The sequence below is a fragment of the Achromobacter sp. HNDS-1 genome (assembly GCF_040084795.1).
Taxonomy (GTDB): domain Bacteria; phylum Pseudomonadota; class Gammaproteobacteria; order Burkholderiales; family Burkholderiaceae_B; genus Achromobacter; species Achromobacter ruhlandii.
Genome location: NZ_CP157584.1, coordinates 2000896 through 2024154, shown reverse-complemented (window position 1 = coordinate 2024154; position 23259 = coordinate 2000896). Strand labels below are relative to the sequence as shown.

Here is a 23259-nt window from a genome sequence, read left to right as displayed (position 1 = left end):
GCTCCGGCCAACTGTCGGGGTTATTTCCCCGTCAGCGTAGCCTCGTTCTCGCGCGAGCGTTCACGCAGCAGCTTCTGCTGGATGTCCGCGAAGCGCGACCATTGCCGCTGCCATTCCGACGGCTGGGACACGCGCGTGACCTGTACGGCCGTGACCTTGTACTCGGGGCAGTTGGTGGCCCAGTCGGAACTGTCGGTGGTGACGACGTTGGCGCCGGACTCGGGGAAGTGGAAGGTGGTGTATACCACGCCCGGCTGCACCCGGTCGGTCAGGGTCGCGCGCAGCACGGTCTCGCCCGAGCGGCTCTGGATGCCGACCCAGTCGCCTTCGGCGACGCCACGGTCCTCGGCATCCTGCGGATGGATCTCCAGCACGTCCTCGCTGTGCCACATGACGTTGGGTGTGCGGCGGGTCTGCGCGCCCACGTTGTATTGCGACAGGATGCGGCCGGTGGTCAACAGCAGCGGGAAGCGGCGCGTGCTGCGCTCGTCGGTCGGCACGTACTTGGTGATCATGAACTTGCCCTTGCCGCGCACGAAGCTGTCGATGTGCATGATCGGCGTGCCCTCGGGCGCGTCGTCGTTGCACGGCCATTGAAGGCTGCCCAGCTTGTCCAGCTTCTCGTAGCTGACGCCGCTGAAGGTCGGCGTCAGGCGCGCGATCTCTTCCATGATCTCGCGCGGGTGGCGGTAGTTCATGGGATAGCCCAGCGCGTTCGACAGCGCCACGGTCACTTCCCAGTCGGCCTTGCCGTTTTTCGGCTCCATCACCTTGCGCACGCGCGAGATGCGGCGCTCGGCGTTGGTGAAGGTGCCGTCCTTTTCCAGGAACGACGAACCCGGCAGGAACACGTGCGCGTACTTGGCGGTCTCGTTCAGGAACAGGTCCTGCACCACGATGCATTCCATCGCCGCCAGCGACGCCGCCACGTGCTGCGTGTTGGGATCGGACTGCACGATGTCCTCGCCCTGGCAGTACAGGCCCTTGAAGGTGCCGCCCAGCGCGGCCTCGAACATATTGGGAATGCGCAGGCCCGGCTCGGGTTGCAGTGTCACGCCCCAGTCCTGCTCGAACTGCGCCCGCGCCACGTTGTCGGAAATGTGGCGGTAGCCCGGCAGCTCGTGCGGGAACGATCCCATGTCGCAGGAGCCCTGCACGTTGTTCTGGCCGCGCAGCGGGTTCACGCCCACGCCTTCGCGGCCGACGTTGCCGGTGGCCATGGCCAGGTTGGCGATGGCCATGACGGTGGTCGAGCCCTGGCTGTGCTCGGTCACGCCCAGGCCGTAGTAGATCGAGCCGTTGCCGCCGGTGGCGAACAGGCGCGCCGCGCCGCGCACGGCCTGCGCCGGCACGCCGGTGATCTCGGCCATGGCCTCGGGCGAATTCTCGGGCAGCGAGACGAAGTCGCGCCATTCCTGGAACGCCTTGGCCTCGCAGCGCTCGGCCACGTAGGCTTCGTCGATCAACCCTTCGGTGGCGATCACGTGCGCCATCGATGACAGCAGCGCGGTGTTGGTGCCGGGCCGCACCTGCAGGTGGAAGTCGGCCTTGATGTGCGGCGAACTCACCAGCTCGATGCGGCGCGGGTCGATCACGATCAGGCGCGCGCCCTGGCGCAGGCGGCGCTTCAGGCGCGAGGCGAACACCGGGTGGCCGCTGGACGGGTTGGCGCCCATGACGATGACCACGTCGGTGTGCATCACCGAGTCGAAGGTCTGGGTGCCGGCGGATTCGCCCAGCGTCTGCTTCAGGCCATAGCCCGTGGGCGAATGGCACACGCGGGCGCAGGTGTCGACGTTGTTGGTGCCGAACGCGGCGCGCACCAGCTTCTGCACCAGCCAGGTTTCCTCGTTGGTGCAGCGCGACGAGGTGATGCCGCCGACCGCGTCGCGGCCGTACTGGCCCTGGATGCGGCGGAATTCGGAAGCCGCGTAGTCGATCGCCTCTTCCCACGACACTTCGCGCCAGGAGTCGGTGATGCGCTTGCGGATCATCGGCTTGAGCACGCGTTCCTTGTGGGTGGCGTAGCCCCAGGCGAAGCGGCCCTTGACGCAGGAATGGCCGCGGTTGGCCTGGCCGTCCTTCCACGGCACCATGCGCACCACTTCCTGGCCCTTCATCTCGGCCTTGAAGCCGCAGCCCACGCCGCAATAGGCGCAGGTGGTGACCACCGAATGCTCGGCCTGGCCCATCATGATGACGGTCTTTTCCTGCAGGGTCGAGGTTGGACAGGCCTGCACGCAGGCGCCGCAGGACACGCATTCGCTCTCCAGGAACGGCTGGTCCTGCCCCGGCGACACGCGCGATTCGAAGCCCTTGCCCGAGATCGTCAGCGCGAAGGTGCCCTGGGTTTCCTCGCAGGCGCGCACGCAGCGGTTGCAGACGATGCACTTGGAGGCGTCGTAGGTGAAGTACGGATTGGACTCGTCCTTCTCGCTCTTCAAGTGGTTGGCGCCGTCGTAGCCGTAGCGCACGTTGCGCAGGCCCACCACGCCGGCCATGTCCTGCAGTTCGCAGTCGCCATTGGCCGGACAGGTCAGGCAGTCCAGCGGGTGGTCGGAGATGTACAGCTCCATCACCCCGCGCCGCAGGTCGTGCAGCTTGGGCGTTTCGGTGAACACCACCATGCCGTTCTCGGCCGGCGTGGTGCACGAGGCGGGATAGCCGCGGCGGCCCTCGATCTGCACCAGGCACAGGCGGCACGAGCCGAACGGCTCCAGGCTGTCGGTGGCGCACAGCTTGGGGATGTTGATGCCGGCCTCGGCGGCCGCGCGCATCAGCGAGGTGCCTTCGGCCACGGTGATTTCCTGGCCGTCGATGGTCAGGGTGACGGTTTTTTCGGACACCCGCGCCGGGGTGCCCAGGTCGCGGTCGCGCTTGATGACGGTTTCTAGCATGGCGGTCTCGGCTTCAGGCGGGATGGGCGGCGGACTGCGAGGACTCGATGCCGAAGTCCTGCGGGAAGTGGTTCAGCGCGGACAGCACCGGATAGGGCGCCATGCCCCCCAGCGCGCACAGCGATCCGCCCAGCATGGTGTCGCACAGGTCGCGCAGCAGGTGCACCTGCTGTTCGCGCCCCGGACCGCCGGCGGCGATCTTGTCCAGGGTCTCCACTCCACGGGTGGAACCGATGCGACAGGGCGTGCACTTGCCACAGGATTCGATGGCGCAGAACTCCATGGCATAGCGCGCCATGCGCATCATGTCGACCGTGTCGTCGAATGCCACCAGGCCGCCGTGGCCGATCATGGCCGAGATCTGGACATAGGCTTCGTAGTCCAGCGGCACGTCCCACTGCGATTCGGGCAGGTAGGCGCCGAGCGGGCCGCCGACCTGCACCGCGCGCAGCGGCCGGCCCGAGGCGCTGCCGCCGCCGAAGGTATACAGCAGGTCTCGCAGGCTCAGGCCGAAGGCCTTTTCCACCAGCCCGCCCTGCTTGAGGTTGCCGGCCAGCTGGAAGGGCAGGGTGCCGTGCGAGCGGCCCACGCCGTAGTCGCGGTAATAGGCCGCGCCCTTGGCCAGGATGATCGGCACCGTGGCCAGCGAGATCACATTGTTGATGACCGTGGGCTTGCCGAACAGGCCCGAGATCGCTGGCAGCGGCGGCTTGGCGCGCACCACGCCGCGCTTGCCCTCTATGCTTTCCAGCAGCGAGGTCTCCTCGCCGCAGATATAGGCGCCGGCGCCCTTGCGCACTTCCAGGTCGAAGCGGCGGCCGCTGCCGTGCACGTCGTCGCCCAGCCAGCCGACGCTGCGCGCCCGTTCGATGGCGGCCTCCAGCGTGGCGATGGCGTGCGGGTATTCGGAACGCACGTAGATGTAGCCGTAGGTCGCGCCCACCGCCAGGCCGGCGATGGTCATGCCCTCGATCAGCACGTAGGGGTCGCCTTCCATCAGCAGGCGGTCGGCGAAGGTGCCCGAATCGCCCTCGTCGGCGTTGCAGACGATGTACTTGCGGTCGGCCGGCGAGCCCAGCACCGTTTTCCACTTGATGCCGGTGGGAAAGGCCGCGCCGCCGCGTCCGCGCAGGCCGGAGGTGACCATCTCGTCGACGATGGCGGCCGGCTCCATGGCCAGCGCGCGCTTCAGGCCCTGCAGGCCGCCGTGGGCGGCGTAATCCTGCAGGGACAACGGATCGATCACGCCGACGCGGGCGAAGGTCAGGCGTTCCTGCTGCTTGAGATACGGAATTTCCTCGGTCAGGCCCAGCCCCAGCGGATGCGCGCCGCCCGTCAGCCAGCCGGCGTCGAACAGCGCCGGCACGTCCTCGGGCTGCACCGGCCCGTAGGCCACGCGGCCCGCGGGCGTGCCTATCTCCACCAGCGGCTCCAGCCACAGCAGGCCGCGCGAACCATTGCGCACCACCTGCACGGCCAGGCCGCGTTCGTCGGCGGCCAGTTCGATGGCGGCGGCCACGGCGTCGGCGTCCATGGCCAGCGCCGCGGCGTCGCGCGGCACGTAGATCAGGGTGGGGGCGCTCATTGGCCGGCCTCCCGCGCGCGATGCAGCAGGCGGTCGAGCTTGGCCGGCGTGACGCGGGCGTGCGGCTGGCCGTCCAGCATCACCGCCGGCGACTGGGCGCACAGGCCCAGGCAGTACACCGGTTCCAGCGTGAAGTCGCCGTCGCGCGTGCTGGCATGGAAATCACAGCCCAGCGCCTGGCGCGCATGGGCGGCCAGCCGTTCGCCGCCCATCGCCTGGCAGGACTCGGCGCGGCACACTTCCAGCGTGTGGCGCCCGGCGGGTTCGCTGCGGAAGTGGGGATAGAAGGTGATGACGCCATGGACTTCGGCGCGGGACAGGTTCAGGGCCTCGGCGATGGTCTGCACCGCCTCGGCCGGGATACAGCCCAGTTCGTGCTGGACCGCGTGCAGCACCGGCAGCAAGGGGCCGGGCTGGTCTTTCAGGCGGGCCAGGATGCGGGCGGTGGCCGCCACCGCGGGGCCGGCGGAGGCCTGGGCGGCGTCCAGGGCCATGGCGCCGCCACGGGCGCCGCCGGTGGAAGCCAGATCGGATTTTGCCTCGCGCTGGCGCATGGCGGTCTCCTCCAGGAGTGCTGGGCCCCGTAGGGTGGGGGCTGTTGTGATGGGAGGTCAGGTTGATTTATATGCAATGAAAAACATATAAATTTCCCCTGCCTCGCGTTATTTGTGTACTCTAAACAGGTAATTAATCGCCTTCAATAAGAAATAAATGACATATAAGTTCCGAATCGGCCTGCGGCCGCAATGGACCTTGGGTGGAGACGACGGCGCCCCCGTGCCGCTGCAGGACATGCTGGCGCTGCTGGCCGCCATCGACGCCACCGGCAACATCGCCGGCGCCTGCCGCGCCTGTGATTTGTCGTACCGGCACGCCTGGGGCGTGCTGCGGCGGTTCGAGGGCATCTTCGGCACCCAGCTGCTGATCACCAACCGGCGCCAGGGCACGCAACTGTCGCCGTTCGCGCAGCGCCTGCTGTGGGCCAATCGCCGCATCGAGGCGCGGCTGATGCCCACGCTCGACAGCCTGGCCTCCGAACTGCAGGAAGAACTGGCGCGGCTGCTGCCGGAAAACGGTCCGCACCTGCGGCTGCACGCCAGCCACGGGTTCGCGGTGGAATCGCTGATGGAACACATGGGCGGGCGCAAGCCCGGCCTGGAACTGCGCTATCGCACCGCGATCGAGGCGCTGGCTTCGCTCGAGCGCGGCGAATGCGACCTGGCGGGCTTCCAGGTGCCGCTGGGCGACTTCGAGACGCCGATCATGGAACGCTACGCCCAGTGGCTGCACGCCGACGAGTACCTGCTGATTCATCTGGCGGTGCGCAATACCGGGCTGTTCGTCGTCGGCGGCAACCCCAAGCGGATCCACGGCATCGCCGACCTGGCGCGCCAGGACGTGCGCTTCGTCAATCGCCAGATCGGTTCCAGCACCCGTTACCTGATCGGCCTGATGCTGCAACGCGCCGGCGTCTCGATCAGTGAAGTGCAGGGTTACGAAACCAACGAATTCACGCACATGGCGATCGCCGCCCACATCGCCAGCGGCATGGCCGACACCGGCGTGGGCGTGGAGACCGCCGCCTGCCGCTTCGGCCTGGATTTCATTCCGCTGGTGCGCGAGCGCTACTTCTTCGCCATCCGCAAGAACGCGCTGGAGACGCCCGCCATGCGCGACCTGCTGTCCATCATGCGCAGCCCCGACTACGTCGGCTACGTCGGCCAGCTGGTCGGCTACGACGCGCGCGATACCGGCCGCCTGCAGACCCTTGAAGAGGCATTTTCCTAGGCGCGCCGTCGTGTGCGCCGGGCTATGATGTTCCCATGAGCAAAGTGATCCTCCTGGCTGATCGCCGCACCGAGCGTCCGGCGCCCCTGGCGCCGCCGCCCGCGGGCCAGCCCGCGCTCGACCGGCGCGCGCGGCCGCTGCGCGACCTGCGCATCTCGGTCACTGACCGCTGCAATTTCCGCTGCACCTACTGCATGCCGCGCGAGGTGTTCGACACCAACTACGTCTTCATGCGGCATGCGGACCTGCTGTCGTTCGAGGAAATCGCGCGGCTGGCCGGCGTCTTCACCCGGCTGGGGGTCGAGAAGATCCGCCTGACCGGCGGCGAGCCGCTGCTGCGCAAGCATGTGGAAAACCTGGTGGGCCTGTTGTCGGGGCTGCGCACGCCCGCCGGCCACCCGCTGGAACTGACGCTCACCACCAACGGCAGCCTGCTCGAACGCAAGGCCGCGGTGCTCAAGGACGCGGGCCTGAAGCGCGTCACGGTCAGCCTGGACGCGCTGGACGCCAGCATGTTCCAGGACATGAGCGACAGCGGTTTCACGCCCGACGACGTGCTGCGCGGCATCGACGCCGCCGCCGCGGCCGGGCTGGCGCCCGTCAAGGTCAACATGGTGGTGCGGCGCGGCCTGAACGACGCGCAGATCCTGCCAATGGCCGAGCGCTTCCGCGGCAGCGGCCACATCCTGCGTTTCATCGAATACATGGACGTGGGCAACACCAACGGCTGGAACCTGACTGAAGTGGTGCCCAGCGAGGAAGTGCTGGCGCGCATCGGCGCGATTCACCCGCTGGAACCGATCTCCACCGACGACATGGGCCGCGTCGCCGAGCGCTGGCGCTATCGCGACGGCGGCGGCGAGATCGGCGTCATTTCCAGCGTCACCCATGCCTTCTGTGGCGGCTGTACGCGCGCGCGCCTGTCGCCGGAAGGCAAGCTGTTCCTGTGCCTGTTCGGCCACGAAGGCCACGACCTGCGCGCGCCGCTGCGCGACGGCGCCAGCGACGACGAACTGGCCGCCATCCTCACTGGAATCTGGGCCGCCCGCGGCGACAACTATTCCGAACAGCGTGGCCGCAACATGGCCGACCCGGCCCGCAAGGTCGAGATGAGCTACATCGGTGGTTGACCCAGCGCCCGTTTTCGACCGGCAACAGGTGGCCGGCCTGATCCTGGCCGGCGGCCAGGGCTCGCGCATGCGGGGCAGCGACAAGGGATTGGTCCTGCTGCGTGGCGAGCCGCTGGTGGCGCACGTGGCGCGGCGCCTGGCGCCGCAGGTCGGGCCGCTGCTTCTCAGCGCCAACCGCAATGCCGACAGCTACGCGCGCTATGGGCGGGTGGTGGCCGACGATACCGATGAATTGGGCGCCTGGCAGGGGCCGCTGGCGGGCCTGGCCGCCGGCCTGGCGGCGGCCGCGCCGTGCGAGTGGCTGGTGGTGACGCCATGCGACACCCCGTTCCTGCCGGCCGACCTGGCCCAGCGCCTGATCGCGGCGGCGCAAGCGGCGGGGGCGCCGCTGGCCTATGCGGTGGCCGGCGGCCAGCGCCACCCGGCCTGCATGGCGCTGCGCGCGTCGCTGTTGCCGGCGCTGCGCGATTATCTCGCGGCCGGCGAACGCAAGGTCGGCCTGTGGCAGTCGCGTGTGGGAGGCGTGGGCGCGCCGTTCGATGACGCGCCCGGCGCGTTCATGAACCTGAACACGCCCGAGGAACTGGCGGCGGCCGAGCGCTACGCCAGCCAGTGACGCAGGTCGTAGTAGGGCACGCGGTCGCGGTCCTGCACCTGCACGTCGGCCGGCAGGCGCGCCAGGCCGGTCGACCACGGCAATGAACTGATCACCCCCGACCCCTGGTGGCCGTACGGCACCAGCTCGGCGTTGCCGTCGTCGGCGGCGCGGCGCTGCACCCGCAGGAATTCCTCGCGGCTGTCCAGGCGCGGATGCTCGGTGCGCAGCGGCAGCCGGCTCACCGGCGGGAACAGTTCCTCGCGGCCCTGCATGCGGCGCACCAGCGGCGACACCAGCATCGCGAACACCGCGTAGGCCGACACCGGATTGCCCGGCAGACTGACCACCGGCTTGTCGCCGATCATGGCCAGCGCCACCGGCTTGCCCGGCTTCATGCGCACCTTCCACAGCGACAGTTCTCCGCCCAGCGCGGCCAGGGCCGGCTTGACCAGGTCGCGCTCGCCGACCGACACGCCGCCGACGCTCAGCACGAGGTCGCATTCGGCCAGCAGCGTCTTGAAAGCGCCGCGCAGGTCGTCCTCGGTGTCGCGGGCATGCAGCACCAAGGCCGGCTCGGCGGCCATGCCGCGCACCAGCGCCGCCAGCATCGGGCCGTTGGAGTTGTAGATCTGCGCTGGTTCGCGCGCGCCGCCGGGCGCCACCAGCTCGTCGCCGGTGGTCAGGATGCCCACCCGCAGGCGGCCGTAGACCGGCACGCTGGCCAGGCCCTGCGAGGCCAGCAGCGCCACGTGGGCGGCCTGCAATTGCGTGCCGGCGGGCAGCAGCGGGGCGCCGGCCAGGGTGTCTTCGCCGCGCAGGCGGATGTGCTGGCCGGGACGGGGCTGGCGCGTGATCTCGACCTGCTCGTCGGCCTCGTGCGTGTCTTCCTGCATCACCACCACGTCGGCGCCTGCGGGGATCAGGCTGCCGGTGAACAGGCGGATGGCGTGGCCGGGCTTGAGCGGCTCGGGCGTGTCGCCGGCATAGCAGCGCTGCTGGATCGGCAGGCGCGCGCCCGGCTGCCAGTCGGCCAGGCGCAGCGCGTAGCCGTCCATGGCGCTGTTGTCGGCCGGCGGAATGTCCACCGTGGCGTCAAGGTCGGCCGCCAGCACGCGTCCGGGCGCTTCGTCCAGGCCGACGTGTTCGCGGCGCGCGAGGGGGGCGGCCGCGTTGGCCAGCAGGGTCTGGGCTTGGTCGAAATCCAGCATGGGTATCAGTGGTCTTCTTGGTCGCGGGGTTGGAAGTGCGTGGCGAAATTGCAGGGGCGGTGGCCACTGTCGAGCTGCTCGCGGATGATGCGGTTCCAGGCGGTTTCGCAGGCGTTGTTCGAACCGGGCAGGCAGAACAGCAGGGTCTGGTTGGCCTCGCCGGCAAAGGCGCGCGACTGGATGGTGGAACTGCCGATCTCCTCGTAGGAGATCTGGCGGAACAGTTCGCCGAAGCCGGGAATCTCGCGGTCCAGCAGCGGCAGGATGGCCTGCGGCACGTGGTCGCCGTGCGAGAAGCCGGTGCCGCCGGTGGTCAGGATGACCTGCACCTCGGGGTCGGCGATCCAGTCGCTGATGACGCGCCGGATCTGGTAGAGGTTGTCCTTGGCGATGTCGCGCCGCACGCATTGGTGGCCGGCCTGGGCCAGGCTGTTGGCCAGCAGGTTGCCGGAGGTGTCGTCGCCGGCGCTGCGGGTGTCGCTGACCGTCAGCACGGCGCAGGCCAGCGAGACGGGGGAGGCGTCGTTCATGGAGTCTCCTTGGGGGTCGGGGTGTCGGCGTCCCAGGACTGCGTGCGGTCCTGGTCGGATTGGCGCTGTTCCACCCAGAAGCTGTCGCCACCCGCCAGGGTCTCGCGCTTCCAGAAGGGCGCGCGGGTCTTGAGCGCGTCGATGATGAATTCGCAGCCGCGAAAGGCGTCGCCGCGATGGGCGCTGGCCGCGGCCACGAACACGATCTGGGCATTGCGGGCCAGGGCGCCGACCCGGTGCACGATCACCGTGCCGTCCAGGTTCCAGCGCGCGCGGGCGGTGGCGGCGATGTCTTCGAGCTCGCGCTCGCACATGCCGGGGTAGTGTTCGAGGTAGAGCGTGTCGGTGGGCGTGTCCGGCGCGTAGTCGCGCACGTAGCCCACGAAGGTGACGATGCCGCCCACGCCCGGCCCGGCGCTGGCGCGCAGGGCGGCGGTGAGCGCGGCGCCGTCGAAGTCGGCTTCCTGCACGATGACCATGGCGCTCAGCCTCCGGTGACGGGTTCGAACACCGCCACCTCGTCGCCCGCGCGGATCGGCGCCGACGGCTTGGCGTGGGTCTGGTTGATGGCCAGCTTCAGGCGACCGGCCGGCGCCAGCTGCGGATAGCGTTCGCCAAGCGCGGCCAGCAACTGCGCGCCGGTGGACTCGCCGTCCAGCGGCCAGGCCTCCGCGCGCTTGCCGACCAGTTCGGCGACGCGGGCGAAATACAGCAGGTTAATCGTTGCGCCATTCACCGCTTTTACCTCCCGCCTTGTACTTCAGGCGAACTTGTTCGATCACGATGCCCTTGTCGGCCGCCTTGCACATGTCGTAGATGGTCAGCGCGGCGACGCTGCACGCGGTCATGGCTTCCATTTCGACGCCGGTCTTGTAGCTGGTGCGGCAGGTGGCCAGGATGTCGATGCGGTGCGCCGCGTCGTCCAGCGCGAATTCGACGCCGACGAACGACAGCGGCAGGCTGTGGCACAAGGGGATGAGCTCGGCGCAGCGCTTGGCCGCCAGGATGGCGGCGACGCGCGCGGTGTTGAGCACTTCGCCCTTGCCCTGGCCGGGCTGCGTCAGCAGGCCGTAGGCCACCGCGTTCATGCGGACGCTGGCGGTGGCGATGGCGACGCGTTCGGTGTCGGTCTTGCCGATGACGTCGACCATGCGGACCTGGCCGGCTTCATCCAGGTGGCTCAAGGTGGGGGCGGGCGTGGACATGGGAATCGGGATCGAGAATTGTTAATGATTGAAAAGAGCGGTCCCGGCAGGCCGTGGCGGGCCGCTGATGCGCCTATGATAGACGAGCCGCCAGCCGCCGCGCTTTGAGGAAAGATAAGCGCGGCCTTCTTGGCCTGGGCGCCGCGCCCGTGGACCTGCTTTCAGGCCGCGCAGGGATGCCGCGCTGGCCGTGGCTTGCGTGCTTTCGTGCCCCTGCGGGGGCATTTGCGCTTGTGGCGCCGCCGCCGCGATGGCGCGTTGCAAAAAGCCCCCCCAATTTGCTCGAAGGACGCGATAATGACCTTCGATTCGTACCAGGAGACGCACAATGCCCTTGCGGATGCCCAAGTTCCGGTTCACCCGCCGCTTAGGCAAGATCCTCTTGGGCGTCGTGGCCACGGCGCTGATTCTCTGTGGCATCGCCGCCTGGCAGGTGCCCAAGGTGCTGCACAACGTGCTGACCCAGGACGTGGCCAAGATGCTGGGCCGCGACGTCGCCGTCGGCAAGATCACCTTCAATCCCTTCACCCTGACCGTGCGCGCGCAGGATCTCGCCGTGGCGCAGCCCGGCTCGCAGACGCCCCTGTTCACGGCCTCGGAACTGGACGTCAGCGCCGCCTGGACCTCGCTGTTCTGGTTCGCGCCGGTGGTCGACCGCTTCACCCTGCGCTCGCCGACGCTGTCGATCGTGCGCGAGGATGTCACCCGCTTCAACTTCTCCGACGTGCAGCAGCGCGTGGCCGAGATGACGGCCCCCAAGCCGGACGAGCCGCCCAAGCCCGATGAAGGCCTGCCGCGCTTCTCGCTGAACAACATGGTGATCGAGGGCGGCGTCATCACGCTCGATGACAAAGTCACCGGCCGCAAGCAGGTGGTGGACGAATTGGCCATCGGCGTGCCGTTCATCTCCACCTTCGGCTATGCCACCGACATCGACGTGCAGCCGCGCCTGCACCTGCGCATCAACGGCAGCCCGTTCGACCTGACCGGCGTGGCGCGGCCTTTCGACAAGGTGCCGTCGTCGACGCTGCGGGTGGCCTTCAGCGGCCTGCAACTGGAAAAATGGGCCGACGTCTGGCCCATGCCGCTGCCGTTCAAGCTCGAACGCGCGTTGCTCGACTCGAACCTGCAGGTCGTGTTCGAGCAGCCCAAGGACGCGCCGCCCAAGATCCGCGTGGTCGGCGACCTGGGCCTGCGCCAGTTCGACCTGCGCGACAGCGCCGGCGAGAGCCTGGCGGCCTGGAGCGCGCTGACCGTCACCCGCCTCGAACTCGAACCGATCGCGCGCCAGGTGTACGTGGGCAGCGTCGACCTGTGGGCGCCGCAGGTGTATGCGCGCCGTTACAGCAACCAGCACCTGAACTGGCAGGACGTGGTCGACAAGCTCAAGCAGTTGGGCGGCCCGGCGCCGGCGGCCCAAGCCGCGGGGACGCCGGCGGCGAAACCGGACGCCGCCGCCCGGCCGGCAGCGGCTGGCGCGACCGCCGTCGCGGGTCGTCCTGAGGCTGCCACGGCAACCGCCGGCGCCGGCGACCCCGCCAGGCCCGGCGCGGCCAACCCGGCCGCCCCGGATCCCGCCGCCAAGCCGGCGACGCCGAAGGGCGCGCCCGCGGCAAATCCGGCGGCCGTGGCAACGGCCGATCCCGCCCAGGCCGCCAGGCCCGGCCCGGCAGCGCCCGCCGTCCAGGCATCCACGCCCGCGGCCGGCCATCCGACCCCGGCGGCCCAACCCGCCCAACCCGCCTCGGCCGCCACGCCCACCGCAGCCGCGCCCAACGGCGCGCCGACCGCCGCAGCCGCCACCGACACCCCGCCCGCCACCGACGCTACGCCCAAGCCCGCCGCGCCGGCCGAATGGAAGGTGACGCTGGACGCCTTCAACATCCACGAAGGCGAGCTCTACGTCACCGACGCCATCAGCAAGCTCGACTACACCCTGACCGGCCTGGCCGTCACCGTCGAGGGCGTGGCGCTGCCGCAGGTCAAGGGCGAACCCATCAATCTCTGGCTGACCGTGGACAACAGCACCGATGGCGGCTGGATCCGCGCCAAGGGCCCGCTGGTGCTGCAACCGCTGTCGCTGGAGCTGGCGCTGCGCATGGGCAACGTCGCGCTGGCGCCGTTCGCGCCGGCCGTGCGCAGCCTGTCGCCGATCCTGTTGCAGGACGGCCGCCTCGGGCTGACCGCGCAGGTGCACGTGCTGGACAAGAACGGCGTCATCGATGCGTCCGCCACGGGCGTGCGCGCCGAGCTGGCCCAGTTCAAGGCGCGCGACGAAACCCTGAATCCCGCGCTCGACGTCGCGCTGCAGCAGCTGGTCGTCACCGCCGACCGCCTGGCCATGGGCCCGGGCGCCAGCAATTTCACGCTGGCCGCGGCCGGCATCCAGGGCGGCGGCAAGCTCGACCTGAAGGGCGCCTTCACGCCGCAGCCGCTCAGCGTCAAGACGTCGGTCGACCTGTCCGGCCTGAACGTCGCCTCGTTCGCGCCGTACTTCGCCTCCAGCCTGAACGCCACCGTGCGCGCCATCACGCTGGGCGCCAAGGGCGACGCCGAATTCGCGGCCGCCAACGGCAGCGCGCCGATGAAGGCCGGCTGGAAGGGCGGGGTCGATATCACCGACGTCGACCTGCAGGACCGCGTCAACAAGGACGACTTCCTCAACTGGAAGCGCCTGGGCCTGTCCGGCATGAACGTCTCGGTGGCGGGCGAGAAGATCGTCGCCGGCCTGGGCGACATCGCGCTTGACGACTTCTACGGCCGCATCCTGCTCAATGCCCAGGGCCGCCTGAACGTCATGGACCTGGTGGCCGCGCCCGGGCAGGCCGGCGGCTCCATTACCCAGGACACGCAGACCCCCGGTCGGCGCGCCGAACCGCCGGCGCCGGCGGCCAAGGGCGGCGGCATGCCGGATATCTCGCTCAACAGCGTCACGCTGACGCGCGGCCGCATGACCTTCACCGACCGCTTCGTCAAGCCCAACTACGTGGCCGAGCTGTCCAGCATCGACGGTTCCATCACGGCGGTGTCGTCCACCAACCCGCAGCCCGCCAAGGTCAAGGTCACCGGCCGCGTCTACACCACCGCGCCCCTGTCGATCAGCGGCGTGGTGCAGCCGTTCGCCAAGTACCTGTCGCTTGACCTGAAGGCCTCGGCCAAGGGCGTGGACCTGCCGCGCTTCAACACCTACTCGGCCAAGTACGTCGGCTACCCGATCAAGCGCGGCAAGCTGTCGGTGGACCTGGAATACAAGATCAAGGACCGCGCGCTGCTGGCCACCAACCACGTGGTGCTGAACCAGCTGACCTTCGGCGACAAGACCAACAGCCCCGACGCCACCAAGCTGCCGGTGCTGCTGGCCGTGGCCCTGCTGAAGGACTCGCGCGGCAACATCGACATCAACCTGCCGATCTCCGGTTCGCTCGACGACCCCGAGTTCTCGGTCGGCGGCATCGTCGTGCGGGTGCTGCTGAACCTGGTGGTCAAGGCCGTCACCTCGCCCTTCAGCCTGCTGGCGTCGGCCTTTGGCGGCGGCGAGGAACTGTCGTACGTGGAATTCGCGCCCGGCAGCGCCGCGCTCACCGAAGACACCTTGCAGCGCATCGACACCCTGACCAAGGCGCTGGTCGACCGCCCCGCGCTCAAGATGGACCTGAGCGGCCGCGCCGATCCCAAGACCGACCTGGACGGCCTGCGCCAGGCCTGGGTCGACGCCCAGATCCGCCTGGCCAAGGCCCGCGACGTCGCCCCGCGCGGCAAGAAGCCGAACCCGGCCGGCGTCGAGGTCTCGGGCGCCGAGCGCGCCAAGTACCTGGAAAAGGTCTACGACGACACCGACCTCAAGGACAAGCCGCGCAATTTCATCGGCATGGCCAAGTCCGTGCCGCCGCAACAGATGGAGGAGATGCTGCGCGCCGCGGCCCCGGTGGGCGACGAGCAGTTGCGCCAACTGGCCGACGCGCGCGCGCAAGCGGTGTACGAGAAGCTGCAAGCCCAGGAAGGACTCGCGGATCGCGTGTTCATCGTTGCCCCGCAACTGGACGCCGATGGCATCAAGGACGAGGGCCTGCCCTCGCGCGTGGACTTCTCCCTGAAGTGAACCCCGGCGGTTCGCCAGGACGCGGCCGCGTCCGGCGGCCGTCCCTTGCCCGGAGATGCATGATGAAAGACCAGGACGCGCATTTCGACAGCCTGCTGCCGCCCCTCAAGCTGGACCGCCGTGGCTTCATCGCCACCACGGTCGCCGCCGGCTTCTCGCTGGCCGCCGGCCCCGCCGTCGCGCAGACCGCCATCAAGACCGACGCCAACGGCCTGACCGCCGGCAAGGTGGACATTCCCACCGCCGACGGCAAGATGCCCGCCTACCGCGCCGCGCCCGCCGGCAAGAAGAACCTGCCGACGCTGCTGGTGGTGTCCGAGATCTTCGGCGTGCACGAATACATCCAGGACGTCTGCCGCCGCCTGGCCCACCTGGGCTACCTGGCCATCGCGCCCGAGCTGTTCGCGCGCCAGGGCGATCCGTCCAAATACACCGACATCCCCAAGCTGCAGGCCGAGATCATCAGCAAGGTGCCCGACAAGCAGGTGCGGGATGATCTCGACGCCACCGTCGCCTGGGCCGCCGCCCACGGCGGCAGCGACGACAAGCTTGGCATTCTCGGCTTCTGCTGGGGCGGCCGCCAGGTCTGGCTCTACGCCGCCCACAACCCCAAGCTCAAGGCCGGCGCCGCCTGGTACGGCCAGTTGGGCGGCGACCCGAGCGAACTCAAGCCCAAGTCGGTCCTGAGCCTGGTCAACGACCTCAAGGCCCCGGTCCTGGGCGCCTATGGCGGCAAGGACGCCGGCATTCCCCTGACAGACGTCGACAAGATGCGCATCGAACTCGCCAAAGGCCCCGCCGCCGCCAAGGCCTCCCGCATCGACGTCTACCCCGAAGCCCCCCACGCCTTCCACGCCGACTATCGGCCGAGTTACCGCAAGGCCGAGGCGGAGCAGGCTTGGCAGAGGATGCTGGACTGGTTCAAGCAGAATGGGTTGGGTGGGTGAGGCGTTACGGTTGTTCTTCGTAGGCCGCCCCTGGCGTCGGCCGGGCAGGCGGGGCGCGCCCACGATTGCGGTCCGGAGCGTTCGCTCCGGACTGCCCCTTCGTCATCTTCGTTGTCGCCTTCGGCGACGGCCTTCAGATTCCCTCGGGCGCATCGAGGTTGCGCCCCGCCTGCCCGGCCGACGCCAGGGGCTACCGACATCTGCATGGGTGAGGCCGCTCGGGCGGAGGGAGGGGAGAGAGTTTGCGTCGCCCGCCAGGACCGGCTGCGCGGGCAGCCGGTCCTGGCATACGCTTTAGCGGCGCGTCGTGAGAGCGGCGCTGCGCGCGAGTGGGGGGGGGCGGCACGAGGGAGATACAGGTCAAACGCCGCGATCCTTCATGTCACACGGGAACGTGAACGCGCGACGCAGTTTCAAAGCCAGGCGCCCAAAAGCTCCAAAGCCAATTCCACAAGCTCCAAAGCCACGTCGCCCACGAGCTTCGAAACCAAGCTTGCCCACGCGCGCAGCGTTCATCCTGACCTGCAAGACCCCGCGTAAGCCAAAAAAGGCCGCCCGCGCGGCCGGCTTTTGGCGGGCCCTGCAAACTCCTCCCGCCCCCGTAGATGTGGCCAAGCATGCCAAGCACCCATCCTCCCCAGCGATGCGGAAACCAAGACATCTTGAGCCCGGCGGGACGGCGGCAGGCGGGGGTGGGGCGTGTAGATGCGCCCGACGGAATCCGAAGGAGTCGCCGAAGGCGAGGACGAGGATGAGGCAGGGGCAGTCCGGAGCGAACGCTCCGGACCGCAATCGTAGCCCCGCCCCCGCCTGCCGCCGTCCCGCCGGGCGGCTCAAGAACTCAATCCCCCGCCAGCCAAAAAAAACCGCAGAGAATTCACTTCTCCGCGCTCTCCCCCGGCAACCCATCACTAACCTCAGCCAACGCCGCCTTCATATCCTCATAAGAAATCACCCGCTCATTCTGAAAACTCCCCAGCACCCCCCGGCACCCGTCGACGCCGGACCGCTTCATCTCCTCCATCATCCGCGTCCCATCCGCCAGCCCCTTCTCGTAAAGCCCGTCATACCCCGCCGCCGAAAACCCGTATTCCTTCGCATACCGCTCCAGGTTCTTGCGCGAGGTCGCCTGGTGCTGCGCCAGGTCGGGTTCCGACGCCCCGCACGAACGCGCCGCGCCGTTGGAGGCGCCTGCCGCCACCACGAACGATTCGAACTGGGCCTGCTCGGCCGCGTCGGGGGCGGCCCAGGCGGGGGCGGCCACGGCCATCGTATAGGCCAGGCCGATCAGCATCTTGCGCATCGGTTTGTCTCCGCAAAGCGCCCGCGCGCGGCCATCGCGCCCGGGCATTGAACACGCCCACATTATGGCAACGAACCCCGCGCCGCCCCGCGTGTGGAGTCGTTTCAGACTGTGCGGGTTTCTTTCCCGATCTGTCCGCCGGGCCAGCAAGCGCAACAGACACGAACTATGATGAGGGCTGTGGGGCACGTCCGCCCCAATGCAACACCCCCAACACTGGAGATTTCCCCATGAGCATCAAAGTCGGCGATCGCGTGCCCGATGGCACCCTGACCGAATTCATCGAAACCGAAAGCGAAGGCTGCTCGCTCGGCCCCAACGCCTTCCAGGTCGCCGACCTGACCCGCGGCAAGACCATCGCCCTGTTCGCGCTGCCCGGCGCCTTCACGCCGACCTGCTCGGCCAAGCACCTGCCCGGCTACGTCGAGCAGGCCGCCGCCCTGAAGGCCAAGGGCGTCGATGAAATCTGGTGCGTGTCCGTCAACGACGCCTTCGTCATGGGCGCCTGGGGCCGCGAACAGAAGACCGCCGGCAAGGTGCGCATGCTGGCCGACGGTTCCGCCCTCTGGACCAAGGCCCTGGGCCTGGAGCTGGACCTGATCCAGCGCGGCATGGGCGTGCGCTCGCAGCGCTATTCGGCCCTGATCGTCGACGGCGTGGTCAAGCAATTGAACGTCGAAGGCCCCGGCAAGTTCGAAGTCAGCGACGCCGCGACCCTGCTGTCGCAACTCTGATTTCCCGCGCAGTTCCTGTTTCATCGCTCAATGCGCGGGCCGCCCTGGCGGTCCGCGCCGCTACCTCCCGGCAGAGGTAGCCAGACGCCATGCTCGCAACCATTTCTTCTTTCTCGTCGCTGTATTTCGCGACCCTGCTGATGCTCATCGGCACCGGTCTGTTCAACACCTACATGGGGTTGAGGCTGACCGCGCAGTCCGTCAGCGAGATCTGGATCGGCGCCCTGATCGCCGGCTATTACCTGGGCCTGGTGTGCGGCGCGCGGCTGGGGCACAAGCTCATCATCCGCGTCGGCCACATCCGCGCCTTCGTTGCCTGTGCCGCCGTCGCCACCAGCATGATCCTGGCGCAGACGCTGGTCGACTCCATGCCGCTGTGGCTGGTGTTCCGCGTCATCTCCGGCATCGTCATGGTGACCGAATTCATGGTCATCGAAAGCTGGCTCAATGAACAGACCGAAAACCATCAGCGCGGACGCGTGTTCTCCGTCTATATGGTGGTGTCCGGCCTGGGCACGGTGCTGGGGCAACTGGCCCTGACCGCCTACGCCACGCTCGACCTGCGGCCGCTGACGCTGGTGGCCATGTGCCTGGTGCTGTGCCTGGTGCCGATCGCCGTCACGGCGCGCTCGCATCCGCCCACGCCCCTGCCGGCCGCGCTCGACATCCGCTTCTTCATGCGGCGCGTGCCGCTGTCCATGACCGTGCTGTTCGTGGCGGGCAACCTGTCCGGCGCCTTCTACGGCCTGGCCGCCGTCTACGGCGCCAAGCACGGCATGAGCACCTCGCAGGCCGCCATCTTCGTCGCCGCCGCCGTCACCGCGGGCCTGCTGTCGCAATGGCCCATGGGCTGGCTGTCCGATCGCATCAACCGCGCCGGCCTGATCCGCTTCAATGCGATGCTGCTGGTGTTGCTGCCCGTCGTCATGTGGGGCTGGCTGACGCTGCCGTTCTGGGCGCTGGTGCTGCTGTCGTGCGCCTTCGGCATCCTGCAGTTCACCCTGTATCCGCTGGGCGCCGCCTTCGCCAACGACCACGTCGAATCCGAACGCCGTGTCAGCCTGTCGGCCGTGCTGCTCATGACCTACGGCGTGGGCGCCTGCGTCGGCCCCATGATCGCCGGGGTGCTGATGTCGGTGGCCGGCCACAGCATGTACTACGTGTTCATCTCGGCCTGCGCCCTGATCCTGGTGTGGCAGGTGCGTCCCACCCGCGTCACCGGCGCGCACCAGGTCGACGAGGCGCCGGTGCACTTCGTGCCCATGCCCGACACGCTGCAAAGCTCGCCGGCGGCCGCCGTGCTCGACCCCCGCGTCGATGTCGAGAACGACATCGGCATCGAGATGGTCCAGCCTGATCCCGCGGCGGCTCCGGCGCCGGTGGAAGGCGCTGGCGCCGTCGACCCGCCCGGTGGCGCCGTCGACCCGGCGTCGGGCGTTGCCGCCCGGCCGGCCGAGCCGGATGCCGCCGAGGCGCTTCAGGCCGACGAGCCGGCGCGTGAGCCGCGCACCGGCACCTGAGGTTGAAGGCGCCCGTTCACCACGGCGCCATCAGCAGGATGGCCGCCAGCGCCAGCGCCAATCCCAGCCCGTTGACGCGGCTGAGCGGTTCGCGGAACGCCAGGGCGCCGACCAGCGTACCCAGCGAGATCACCCCCATGTTCATGGCGGCGAACACCAGCGCGGGATGGTCCGGCAAGGCCTGATGCGCGCGGATGTAGGTGATGATGTTGCCGAAATTCACCGCGCCCAGCGCCACGCCGGCCGCCAGGTGGCGCGGCGCCCAACGCGCGCGGCGCCATAGCAGGTAGGCCAGCATCAGCGCGCACGCCAGCGCGAACGCCAGCAGCAACCCGCCCGCGAACGCGGTGCCGGCGCGCGCGACCTGCTTGAACAGGATGTCCACCACCCCATAGGCCACCCATACCGCCAACGGCCACAGCCACTGCGCACGGCGTGACCCCGCATCGGCGGGATCGGCCGCGCCCGAGGCCGGCGCCGCGCGGCGCAGCAGGCAGAACAGGGCGGCGAAGGCCAGGGCGATGGCGCCCAGCTTGCGGCCGCTGACCGGCTCGCCGAACAGCAGGAATGCCGCCAGCAGCGGGATGAAAAGCGACAGCCGCTGCGCCGCGTCGCTGCGCACCACGCCGGCATGGCGCACAGCCAGCGCCATCGCCATGAAGCCGCTGGGCAGCAGCACGGCTAGCGCAGCCAGCACCAGCCACGGCGTCCGCGGGGTCAGCAGCGCGGCTGGATCCGGCCGCAGCACGGCCCAGCAGAGCAGGGCGGCCACCGCATGGTTGGCCATGATGGCCTGGCGCACGTCCACCTGCCAGCGCCGCGCCAGCTTCAGCATCGCCGCCACGGCGACGCTGCAGGCGACGCTGGCCAGCAGGTAGGACAGGCCGGGCGTCAGCGGCATGCGGCCACGTCCTGGTGGGCGTGGGCCTGCTGGGTCGCATCGATGCGCATGCCCAGGCGTTGCAGCAGGCGCTGGTCAGCCTCCATGCGCGGATTGCCGGTGGTCAGCAGCACGTCGCCATAGAACATCGAATTGGCGCCGGCCATGAAGCACAGGGCCTGCATGGCGTCGTCCATGGCTTCGCGCCCGGCCGACAGACGCACCATGGCGCGCGGCATGGTAATGCGCGCCACCGCGATGGTGCGCACGAATTCGAACGGATCGAGCGGCTCGGCATCGGCCAGCGGCGTGCCTTCCACCCGCATCAGGTTGTTGATCGGCACCGATTCGGGGTAGGGCTCCATTTTGGCCAACTGCGCGATCAGGCCGGCGCGCTCCTGGCGCGATTCGCCCATGCCGACGATGCCGCCGCAGCAGACGTTGATGCCGGCGCCGCGCACCCGTTCCAGGGTGTCCAGGCGGTCCTGGTAGGTGCGGGTGGTGACGACCTTGCCGTAGAACTCGGGCGCGGTGTCCAGGTTGTGGTTGTAGTAGTCCAGGCCGGCGTCCTTGAGTTGTTCGGCCTGGCCCTCGCGCAGCATGCCCAGGGTGACACAGGTTTCCAGGCCCAGTGCCTTGACCGCGCTGACCATCTCCGCCACGGCTTCCAGATGATGCGGCTTGGGACTGCGCCAGGCCGCGCCCATGCAGAAGCGCTGCGCCCCGCCGGCCTGCGCGGCGCGGGCCGCGGCCAGCACTTCGTCCAGCGGCATCAGCTTTTCGGCTTCCAGGCCCGTGTCGTAGCGCGACGACTGCGAGCAGTAGCCGCAGTCCTCGGGACAGCCGCCGGTCTTGATCGACAGCAGGCTCGACAGCTGGATGCCGTTGGGATCGAAATGGGCCCGGTGCGTCTGCTGGGCGCGATACACCAGGTCCATGAACGGCAAGTCGTAGAGTTCCATCACGGCGGCGCTGCTCCACGCGGACGCGGGCTGCGGCTTGGGCGGCTTGGGAACGGGAATGTAGGCGGTCTGCATGAACGGACTCCAGGAAGGCTTGCGGGGATCTCGCCGCCGGCCCGAGGGGGCGGCTTGATCGGCGGATCGTATGAAGCTGCGCAGGGTTTGCGCAATCTGGTGTCCGGAGGCGATTTTGGCGATGTGTTGTCGCCGGTTTCGCGGGAAAAGGCGTTTTTTAGGGGCGGGCGGAATCTAACGCGGCGGCATCTTCGCGCAGCCGCCACCCCCGATTATTTTGATTCAAATTGTAAATTCTGAGCGCTGGCCGTCAGCCCGGGTCGGACTTGCCGCGCGCGCGCGGCTTCTCGTGGCCGGTGATGCCGCGGTCGCGGGCCCAGACGATGGCTGCGCTGCGCCGGTGCACCCCGATCTTGCTGTAGATGGTGGCCACATGGTTGCGCACCGTGTTGCGCGATAGGCGCAGGTGGCGCGCGATGCCGTCGTCATCGTGGCCCTGGCACAGCAGGCCCAGCACCTCGCGTTCGCGCGCGGTCAGCTGCGCCAGTTCGGCCACGTCGCGCGGCGCCGGCGCCGGGGCGCGCAATTGGGCCAGTTTTTCAATGATGCCGCGGCTGAACCAGGAGGTGTCCTGCATCACCGCCTCGATCGCGGTCAGCAGTTCGGTCTCGCTGCGCTTGCGTTCGCTGATGTCCTGCATCACAAGAAGCAGGCGGCGTTCGCCGCCAATCATGACCGGTTCGGCCGACACCAGGCAGTCGAGCTGGCCGCCGTCGGCCGTGACCAGCGCGGCCTCGCGGCTGCGCATGCTTTCGCCGCGCGCCAGGCGCTCGGCCATGCCCTCGGACGGACGCAGGCCCAGCGCCGTCAGTTCCTGGCCGACGCCGTCCCGGGACGATACGCCCACCGCCTGCGCAAAGGCGTCATTGAAATCCAGCGCGCGCAGCGAATCGCCCTCGCACAAAGCCATGGGCACCGGCGCCAGGCGGAATGCCTTGGAAAAGCGTTCCTCGCTATGTTGCAGGGCTTCTTCGGCGCGCTTGCGTTTTTCGAGGTCGATGAAGGTGAACAGCATGCAGGGCTCGTCCTGCATGTCGATGGGCTGGCCGGCGACGATGACGAACCGGGGCGCTCCATCGCCCAGCCGCAGCACGCCCTCGCGCTGGCTGATGGTCAGGCCCGCGTTCAGCTTGGCCACTGCGTCGTCCTTGTCCTCGCCGCCATCGAGCACGTCGAGTTCGTACGCCGATTTGCCCAACACCGCTTCGCGTGGCAGGCCCGTCATGTCCAGGAAGCCCTGGTTCACTTTCACATAGCGCAGGTCGGACAGCCGGCAGATGAGCGCCGGCGCGGGATTGGCGGCGAAGGTGCGTTCGAAGCGCTGTTCGGCGTTGAAGGCCTCGGTCTGGTCGTCCAGGATCAGCACGCGGTAGTCCGCGCCGTCGTCTTCGAGCAACAGGCCGCGCGCGCGGATGTTGCGCAGGAAGTCGGCGTCGTCCTTGCGCGTCAGGTCCAGCAGCAACTCGTCGAACGCCACGCCGGCGGCCAGCCGATCCAGCGGATACTGCCTGGCCGGCACGCGGTGGTGGTTGCGGTAGGTCAGGGCGAAGCGCTTGCGGTAGCCCGCGGGCGTCTGTCCCAGGGCGTCCAGCGTGTCGGCCCCGTGCAGCGCCAGCGCGCTGGCGTTGGCCCAGGCGATGGCGCCGTCGGCTTCGAGCAGGATGATACCTTCGTTCAAGCCAGCGATGATGCGTTGCAGGTGCTGGCGGTGGGCATGTGGAGCGGCGTTGCTGGCGGTCACGTGGGCCTCTTGGCTTGGCTGGCACAAGCGCACAGGATGCGTTGCGACGCGCGGCCT

General features: G+C 69.0%; 19 protein-coding genes. 7 read left to right on the top strand and 12 right to left on the bottom strand.

All coding sequences use genetic code 11. The annotated features are described in order from the left end of the window. Nucleotides 1-20: 20 nt before the first annotated feature. From fdhF to ABFG95_RS09320, 3 genes are read right to left on the bottom strand one after another with little or no spacing between them, the layout of a single operon-like run. A complete protein-coding gene (gene fdhF, locus ABFG95_RS09330; protein ID WP_348995785.1) occupies nucleotides 21-2897 on the bottom strand; it encodes a formate dehydrogenase subunit alpha in 2877 nt (958 codons plus the stop codon). A gap of 13 nt (nucleotides 2898-2910) precedes the next feature. Further along, entirely contained in the window at nucleotides 2911-4482 is a 1572-nt protein-coding gene (locus ABFG95_RS09325; RefSeq protein ID WP_343719781.1) for an NADH-quinone oxidoreductase subunit NuoF, read from the bottom strand. Continuing rightward, on the bottom strand, nucleotides 4479-5036 hold the full coding sequence (locus ABFG95_RS09320) for a formate dehydrogenase subunit gamma (RefSeq protein WP_348995784.1): 558 nt from the start codon (nucleotides 5034-5036) through the stop codon (nucleotides 4479-4481). Before ABFG95_RS09320 ends, ABFG95_RS09325 begins: the two co-directional genes overlap by 4 nt. A gap of 157 nt (nucleotides 5037-5193) precedes the next feature. Between ABFG95_RS09320 and ABFG95_RS09315 the strand changes: the two genes are divergently transcribed. The 3 genes from ABFG95_RS09315 to mobA are packed head-to-tail and all read left to right on the top strand — an operon-like array spanning nucleotide 5194 to nucleotide 8016. Continuing rightward, nucleotides 5194-6270: a substrate-binding domain-containing protein gene (locus ABFG95_RS09315; protein WP_348995783.1), complete on the top strand. Its 1077-nt coding sequence runs from the start codon at nucleotides 5194-5196 to the stop codon at nucleotides 6268-6270. 35 nt (nucleotides 6271-6305) lie between these two features. After that, nucleotides 6306-7400 (top strand): GTP 3',8-cyclase MoaA, encoded by a 1095-nt coding sequence (moaA, locus tag ABFG95_RS09310; protein WP_054500964.1) that lies wholly within the window; start codon nucleotides 6306-6308, stop codon nucleotides 7398-7400. Then, nucleotides 7393-8016 (top strand): molybdenum cofactor guanylyltransferase MobA, encoded by a 624-nt coding sequence (gene mobA, locus ABFG95_RS09305; protein WP_082889689.1) that lies wholly within the window; start codon nucleotides 7393-7395, stop codon nucleotides 8014-8016. Before moaA ends, mobA begins: the two co-directional genes overlap by 8 nt. Here the strand turns inward: mobA and glp are convergent. The 5 genes from glp to moaC are packed head-to-tail and all read right to left on the bottom strand — an operon-like array spanning nucleotide 8001 to nucleotide 10941. Then, complete coding sequence (glp, locus tag ABFG95_RS09300; protein WP_049075650.1) at nucleotides 8001-9206, bottom strand: gephyrin-like molybdotransferase Glp; 1206 nt, start codon at nucleotides 9204-9206, stop codon at nucleotides 8001-8003. The two genes, mobA and glp, sit on opposite strands and share 16 nt — an antisense overlap. Nucleotides 9207-9211: 5 nt before the next feature. After that, nucleotides 9212-9736, bottom strand: coding sequence for a molybdenum cofactor biosynthesis protein B (gene moaB / locus ABFG95_RS09295; RefSeq protein ID WP_049075648.1), 525 nt, complete (start codon nucleotides 9734-9736; stop codon nucleotides 9212-9214). After that, the gene (locus ABFG95_RS09290; RefSeq protein WP_054417111.1) at nucleotides 9733-10215 is read right to left on the bottom strand and encodes a molybdenum cofactor biosynthesis protein MoaE; all 483 of its coding nucleotides are present in this window, start codon (nucleotides 10213-10215) and stop codon (nucleotides 9733-9735) included. Before ABFG95_RS09290 ends, moaB begins: the two co-directional genes overlap by 4 nt. Before the next feature lie 5 nt (nucleotides 10216-10220). Further along, entirely contained in the window at nucleotides 10221-10472 is a 252-nt protein-coding gene (locus ABFG95_RS09285; RefSeq protein ID WP_020926652.1) for a MoaD/ThiS family protein, read from the bottom strand. Beyond that, complete coding sequence (gene moaC / locus ABFG95_RS09280; RefSeq protein WP_049075645.1) at nucleotides 10453-10941, bottom strand: cyclic pyranopterin monophosphate synthase MoaC; 489 nt, start codon at nucleotides 10939-10941, stop codon at nucleotides 10453-10455. The genes ABFG95_RS09285 and moaC overlap by 20 nt, the downstream gene beginning before the upstream one ends. Before the next feature lie 328 nt (nucleotides 10942-11269). Here moaC and ABFG95_RS09275 point away from each other — a divergent pair, with 328 nt between their 5' ends. Then, nucleotides 11270-15040 (top strand): DUF748 domain-containing protein, encoded by a 3771-nt coding sequence (locus ABFG95_RS09275; RefSeq protein WP_348995782.1) that lies wholly within the window; start codon nucleotides 11270-11272, stop codon nucleotides 15038-15040. A 62-nt stretch (nucleotides 15041-15102) separates the two neighbouring features. Beyond that, nucleotides 15103-15987: a dienelactone hydrolase family protein gene (locus ABFG95_RS09270; protein ID WP_059272407.1), complete on the top strand. Its 885-nt coding sequence runs from the start codon at nucleotides 15103-15105 to the stop codon at nucleotides 15985-15987. Between the two features lie 877 nt (nucleotides 15988-16864). On the opposite strand, the gene ABFG95_RS09265 is transcribed toward ABFG95_RS09270, so the two are convergent. Continuing rightward, nucleotides 16865-17290, bottom strand: coding sequence for a hypothetical protein (locus ABFG95_RS09265; RefSeq protein ID WP_278992004.1), 426 nt, complete (start codon nucleotides 17288-17290; stop codon nucleotides 16865-16867). A gap of 230 nt (nucleotides 17291-17520) precedes the next feature. Between ABFG95_RS09265 and ABFG95_RS09260 the strand changes: the two genes are divergently transcribed. Together ABFG95_RS09260 and ABFG95_RS09255 are read left to right on the top strand one after the other, a co-directional pair. Then, nucleotides 17521-18024: a peroxiredoxin gene (locus tag ABFG95_RS09260; RefSeq protein ID WP_049075637.1), complete on the top strand. Its 504-nt coding sequence runs from the start codon at nucleotides 17521-17523 to the stop codon at nucleotides 18022-18024. Between the two features lie 89 nt (nucleotides 18025-18113). Beyond that, nucleotides 18114-19544 carry an MFS transporter gene (locus ABFG95_RS09255; protein WP_059272405.1) on the top strand — a complete coding sequence of 477 codons (1431 nt, stop codon included), beginning with the start codon at nucleotides 18114-18116 and terminating at the stop codon, nucleotides 19542-19544. Nucleotides 19545-19560: 16 nt separating this feature from the next. On the opposite strand, the gene ABFG95_RS09250 is transcribed toward ABFG95_RS09255, so the two are convergent. The 3 genes from ABFG95_RS09250 to ABFG95_RS09240 all read right to left on the bottom strand — a co-directional run bounded on the left by ABFG95_RS09250 (nucleotide 19561) and on the right by ABFG95_RS09240 (nucleotide 23202). Then, the gene (locus ABFG95_RS09250) at nucleotides 19561-20439 is read right to left on the bottom strand and encodes an EamA/RhaT family transporter (protein WP_175183325.1); all 879 of its coding nucleotides are present in this window, start codon (nucleotides 20437-20439) and stop codon (nucleotides 19561-19563) included. Further along, nucleotides 20436-21461, bottom strand: coding sequence for a biotin synthase BioB (gene bioB / locus ABFG95_RS09245; protein WP_348995781.1), 1026 nt, complete (start codon nucleotides 21459-21461; stop codon nucleotides 20436-20438). Before bioB ends, ABFG95_RS09250 begins: the two co-directional genes overlap by 4 nt. A 250-nt stretch (nucleotides 21462-21711) precedes the next feature. Continuing rightward, on the bottom strand, nucleotides 21712-23202 hold the full coding sequence (locus tag ABFG95_RS09240) for a helix-turn-helix transcriptional regulator (RefSeq protein ID WP_049075632.1): 1491 nt from the start codon (nucleotides 23200-23202) through the stop codon (nucleotides 21712-21714). Nucleotides 23203-23259: the final 57 nt, after the last annotated feature.

Excerpts from the sequence above, each read along its gene's own strand:
- ABFG95_RS09270 (WP_059272407.1), top strand. The coding sequence starts at position 15,103 with ATGAAAGACCAGGACGCGCATTTCGACAGCCTGCTGCCGCCCCTCAAG.
- ABFG95_RS09320 (WP_348995784.1), bottom strand. The coding sequence starts at position 5,036 with ATGCGCCAGCGCGAGGCAAAATCCGATCTGGCTTCCACCGGCGGCGCC.
- ABFG95_RS09265 (WP_278992004.1), bottom strand. The coding sequence starts at position 17,290 with ATGCGCAAGATGCTGATCGGCCTGGCCTATACGATGGCCGTGGCCGCC.
- moaB (WP_049075648.1), bottom strand. The coding sequence starts at position 9,736 with ATGAACGACGCCTCCCCCGTCTCGCTGGCCTGCGCCGTGCTGACGGTC.
- ABFG95_RS09290 (WP_054417111.1), bottom strand. The coding sequence starts at position 10,215 with ATGGTCATCGTGCAGGAAGCCGACTTCGACGGCGCCGCGCTCACCGCC.
- fdhF (WP_348995785.1), bottom strand. The coding sequence starts at position 2,897 with ATGCTAGAAACCGTCATCAAGCGCGACCGCGACCTGGGCACCCCGGCG.
- moaC (WP_049075645.1), bottom strand. The coding sequence starts at position 10,941 with ATGTCCACGCCCGCCCCCACCTTGAGCCACCTGGATGAAGCCGGCCAG.
- ABFG95_RS09315 (WP_348995783.1), top strand. The coding sequence starts at position 5,194 with ATGACATATAAGTTCCGAATCGGCCTGCGGCCGCAATGGACCTTGGGT.
- ABFG95_RS09325 (WP_343719781.1), bottom strand. The coding sequence starts at position 4,482 with ATGAGCGCCCCCACCCTGATCTACGTGCCGCGCGACGCCGCGGCGCTG.
- ABFG95_RS09260 (WP_049075637.1), top strand. The coding sequence starts at position 17,521 with ATGAGCATCAAAGTCGGCGATCGCGTGCCCGATGGCACCCTGACCGAA.
- ABFG95_RS09255 (WP_059272405.1), top strand. The coding sequence starts at position 18,114 with ATGCTCGCAACCATTTCTTCTTTCTCGTCGCTGTATTTCGCGACCCTG.
- glp (WP_049075650.1), bottom strand. The coding sequence starts at position 9,206 with ATGCTGGATTTCGACCAAGCCCAGACCCTGCTGGCCAACGCGGCCGCC.
- moaA (WP_054500964.1), top strand. The coding sequence starts at position 6,306 with ATGAGCAAAGTGATCCTCCTGGCTGATCGCCGCACCGAGCGTCCGGCG.
- bioB (WP_348995781.1), bottom strand. The coding sequence starts at position 21,461 with ATGCAGACCGCCTACATTCCCGTTCCCAAGCCGCCCAAGCCGCAGCCC.
- ABFG95_RS09275 (WP_348995782.1), top strand. The coding sequence starts at position 11,270 with ATGCCCTTGCGGATGCCCAAGTTCCGGTTCACCCGCCGCTTAGGCAAG.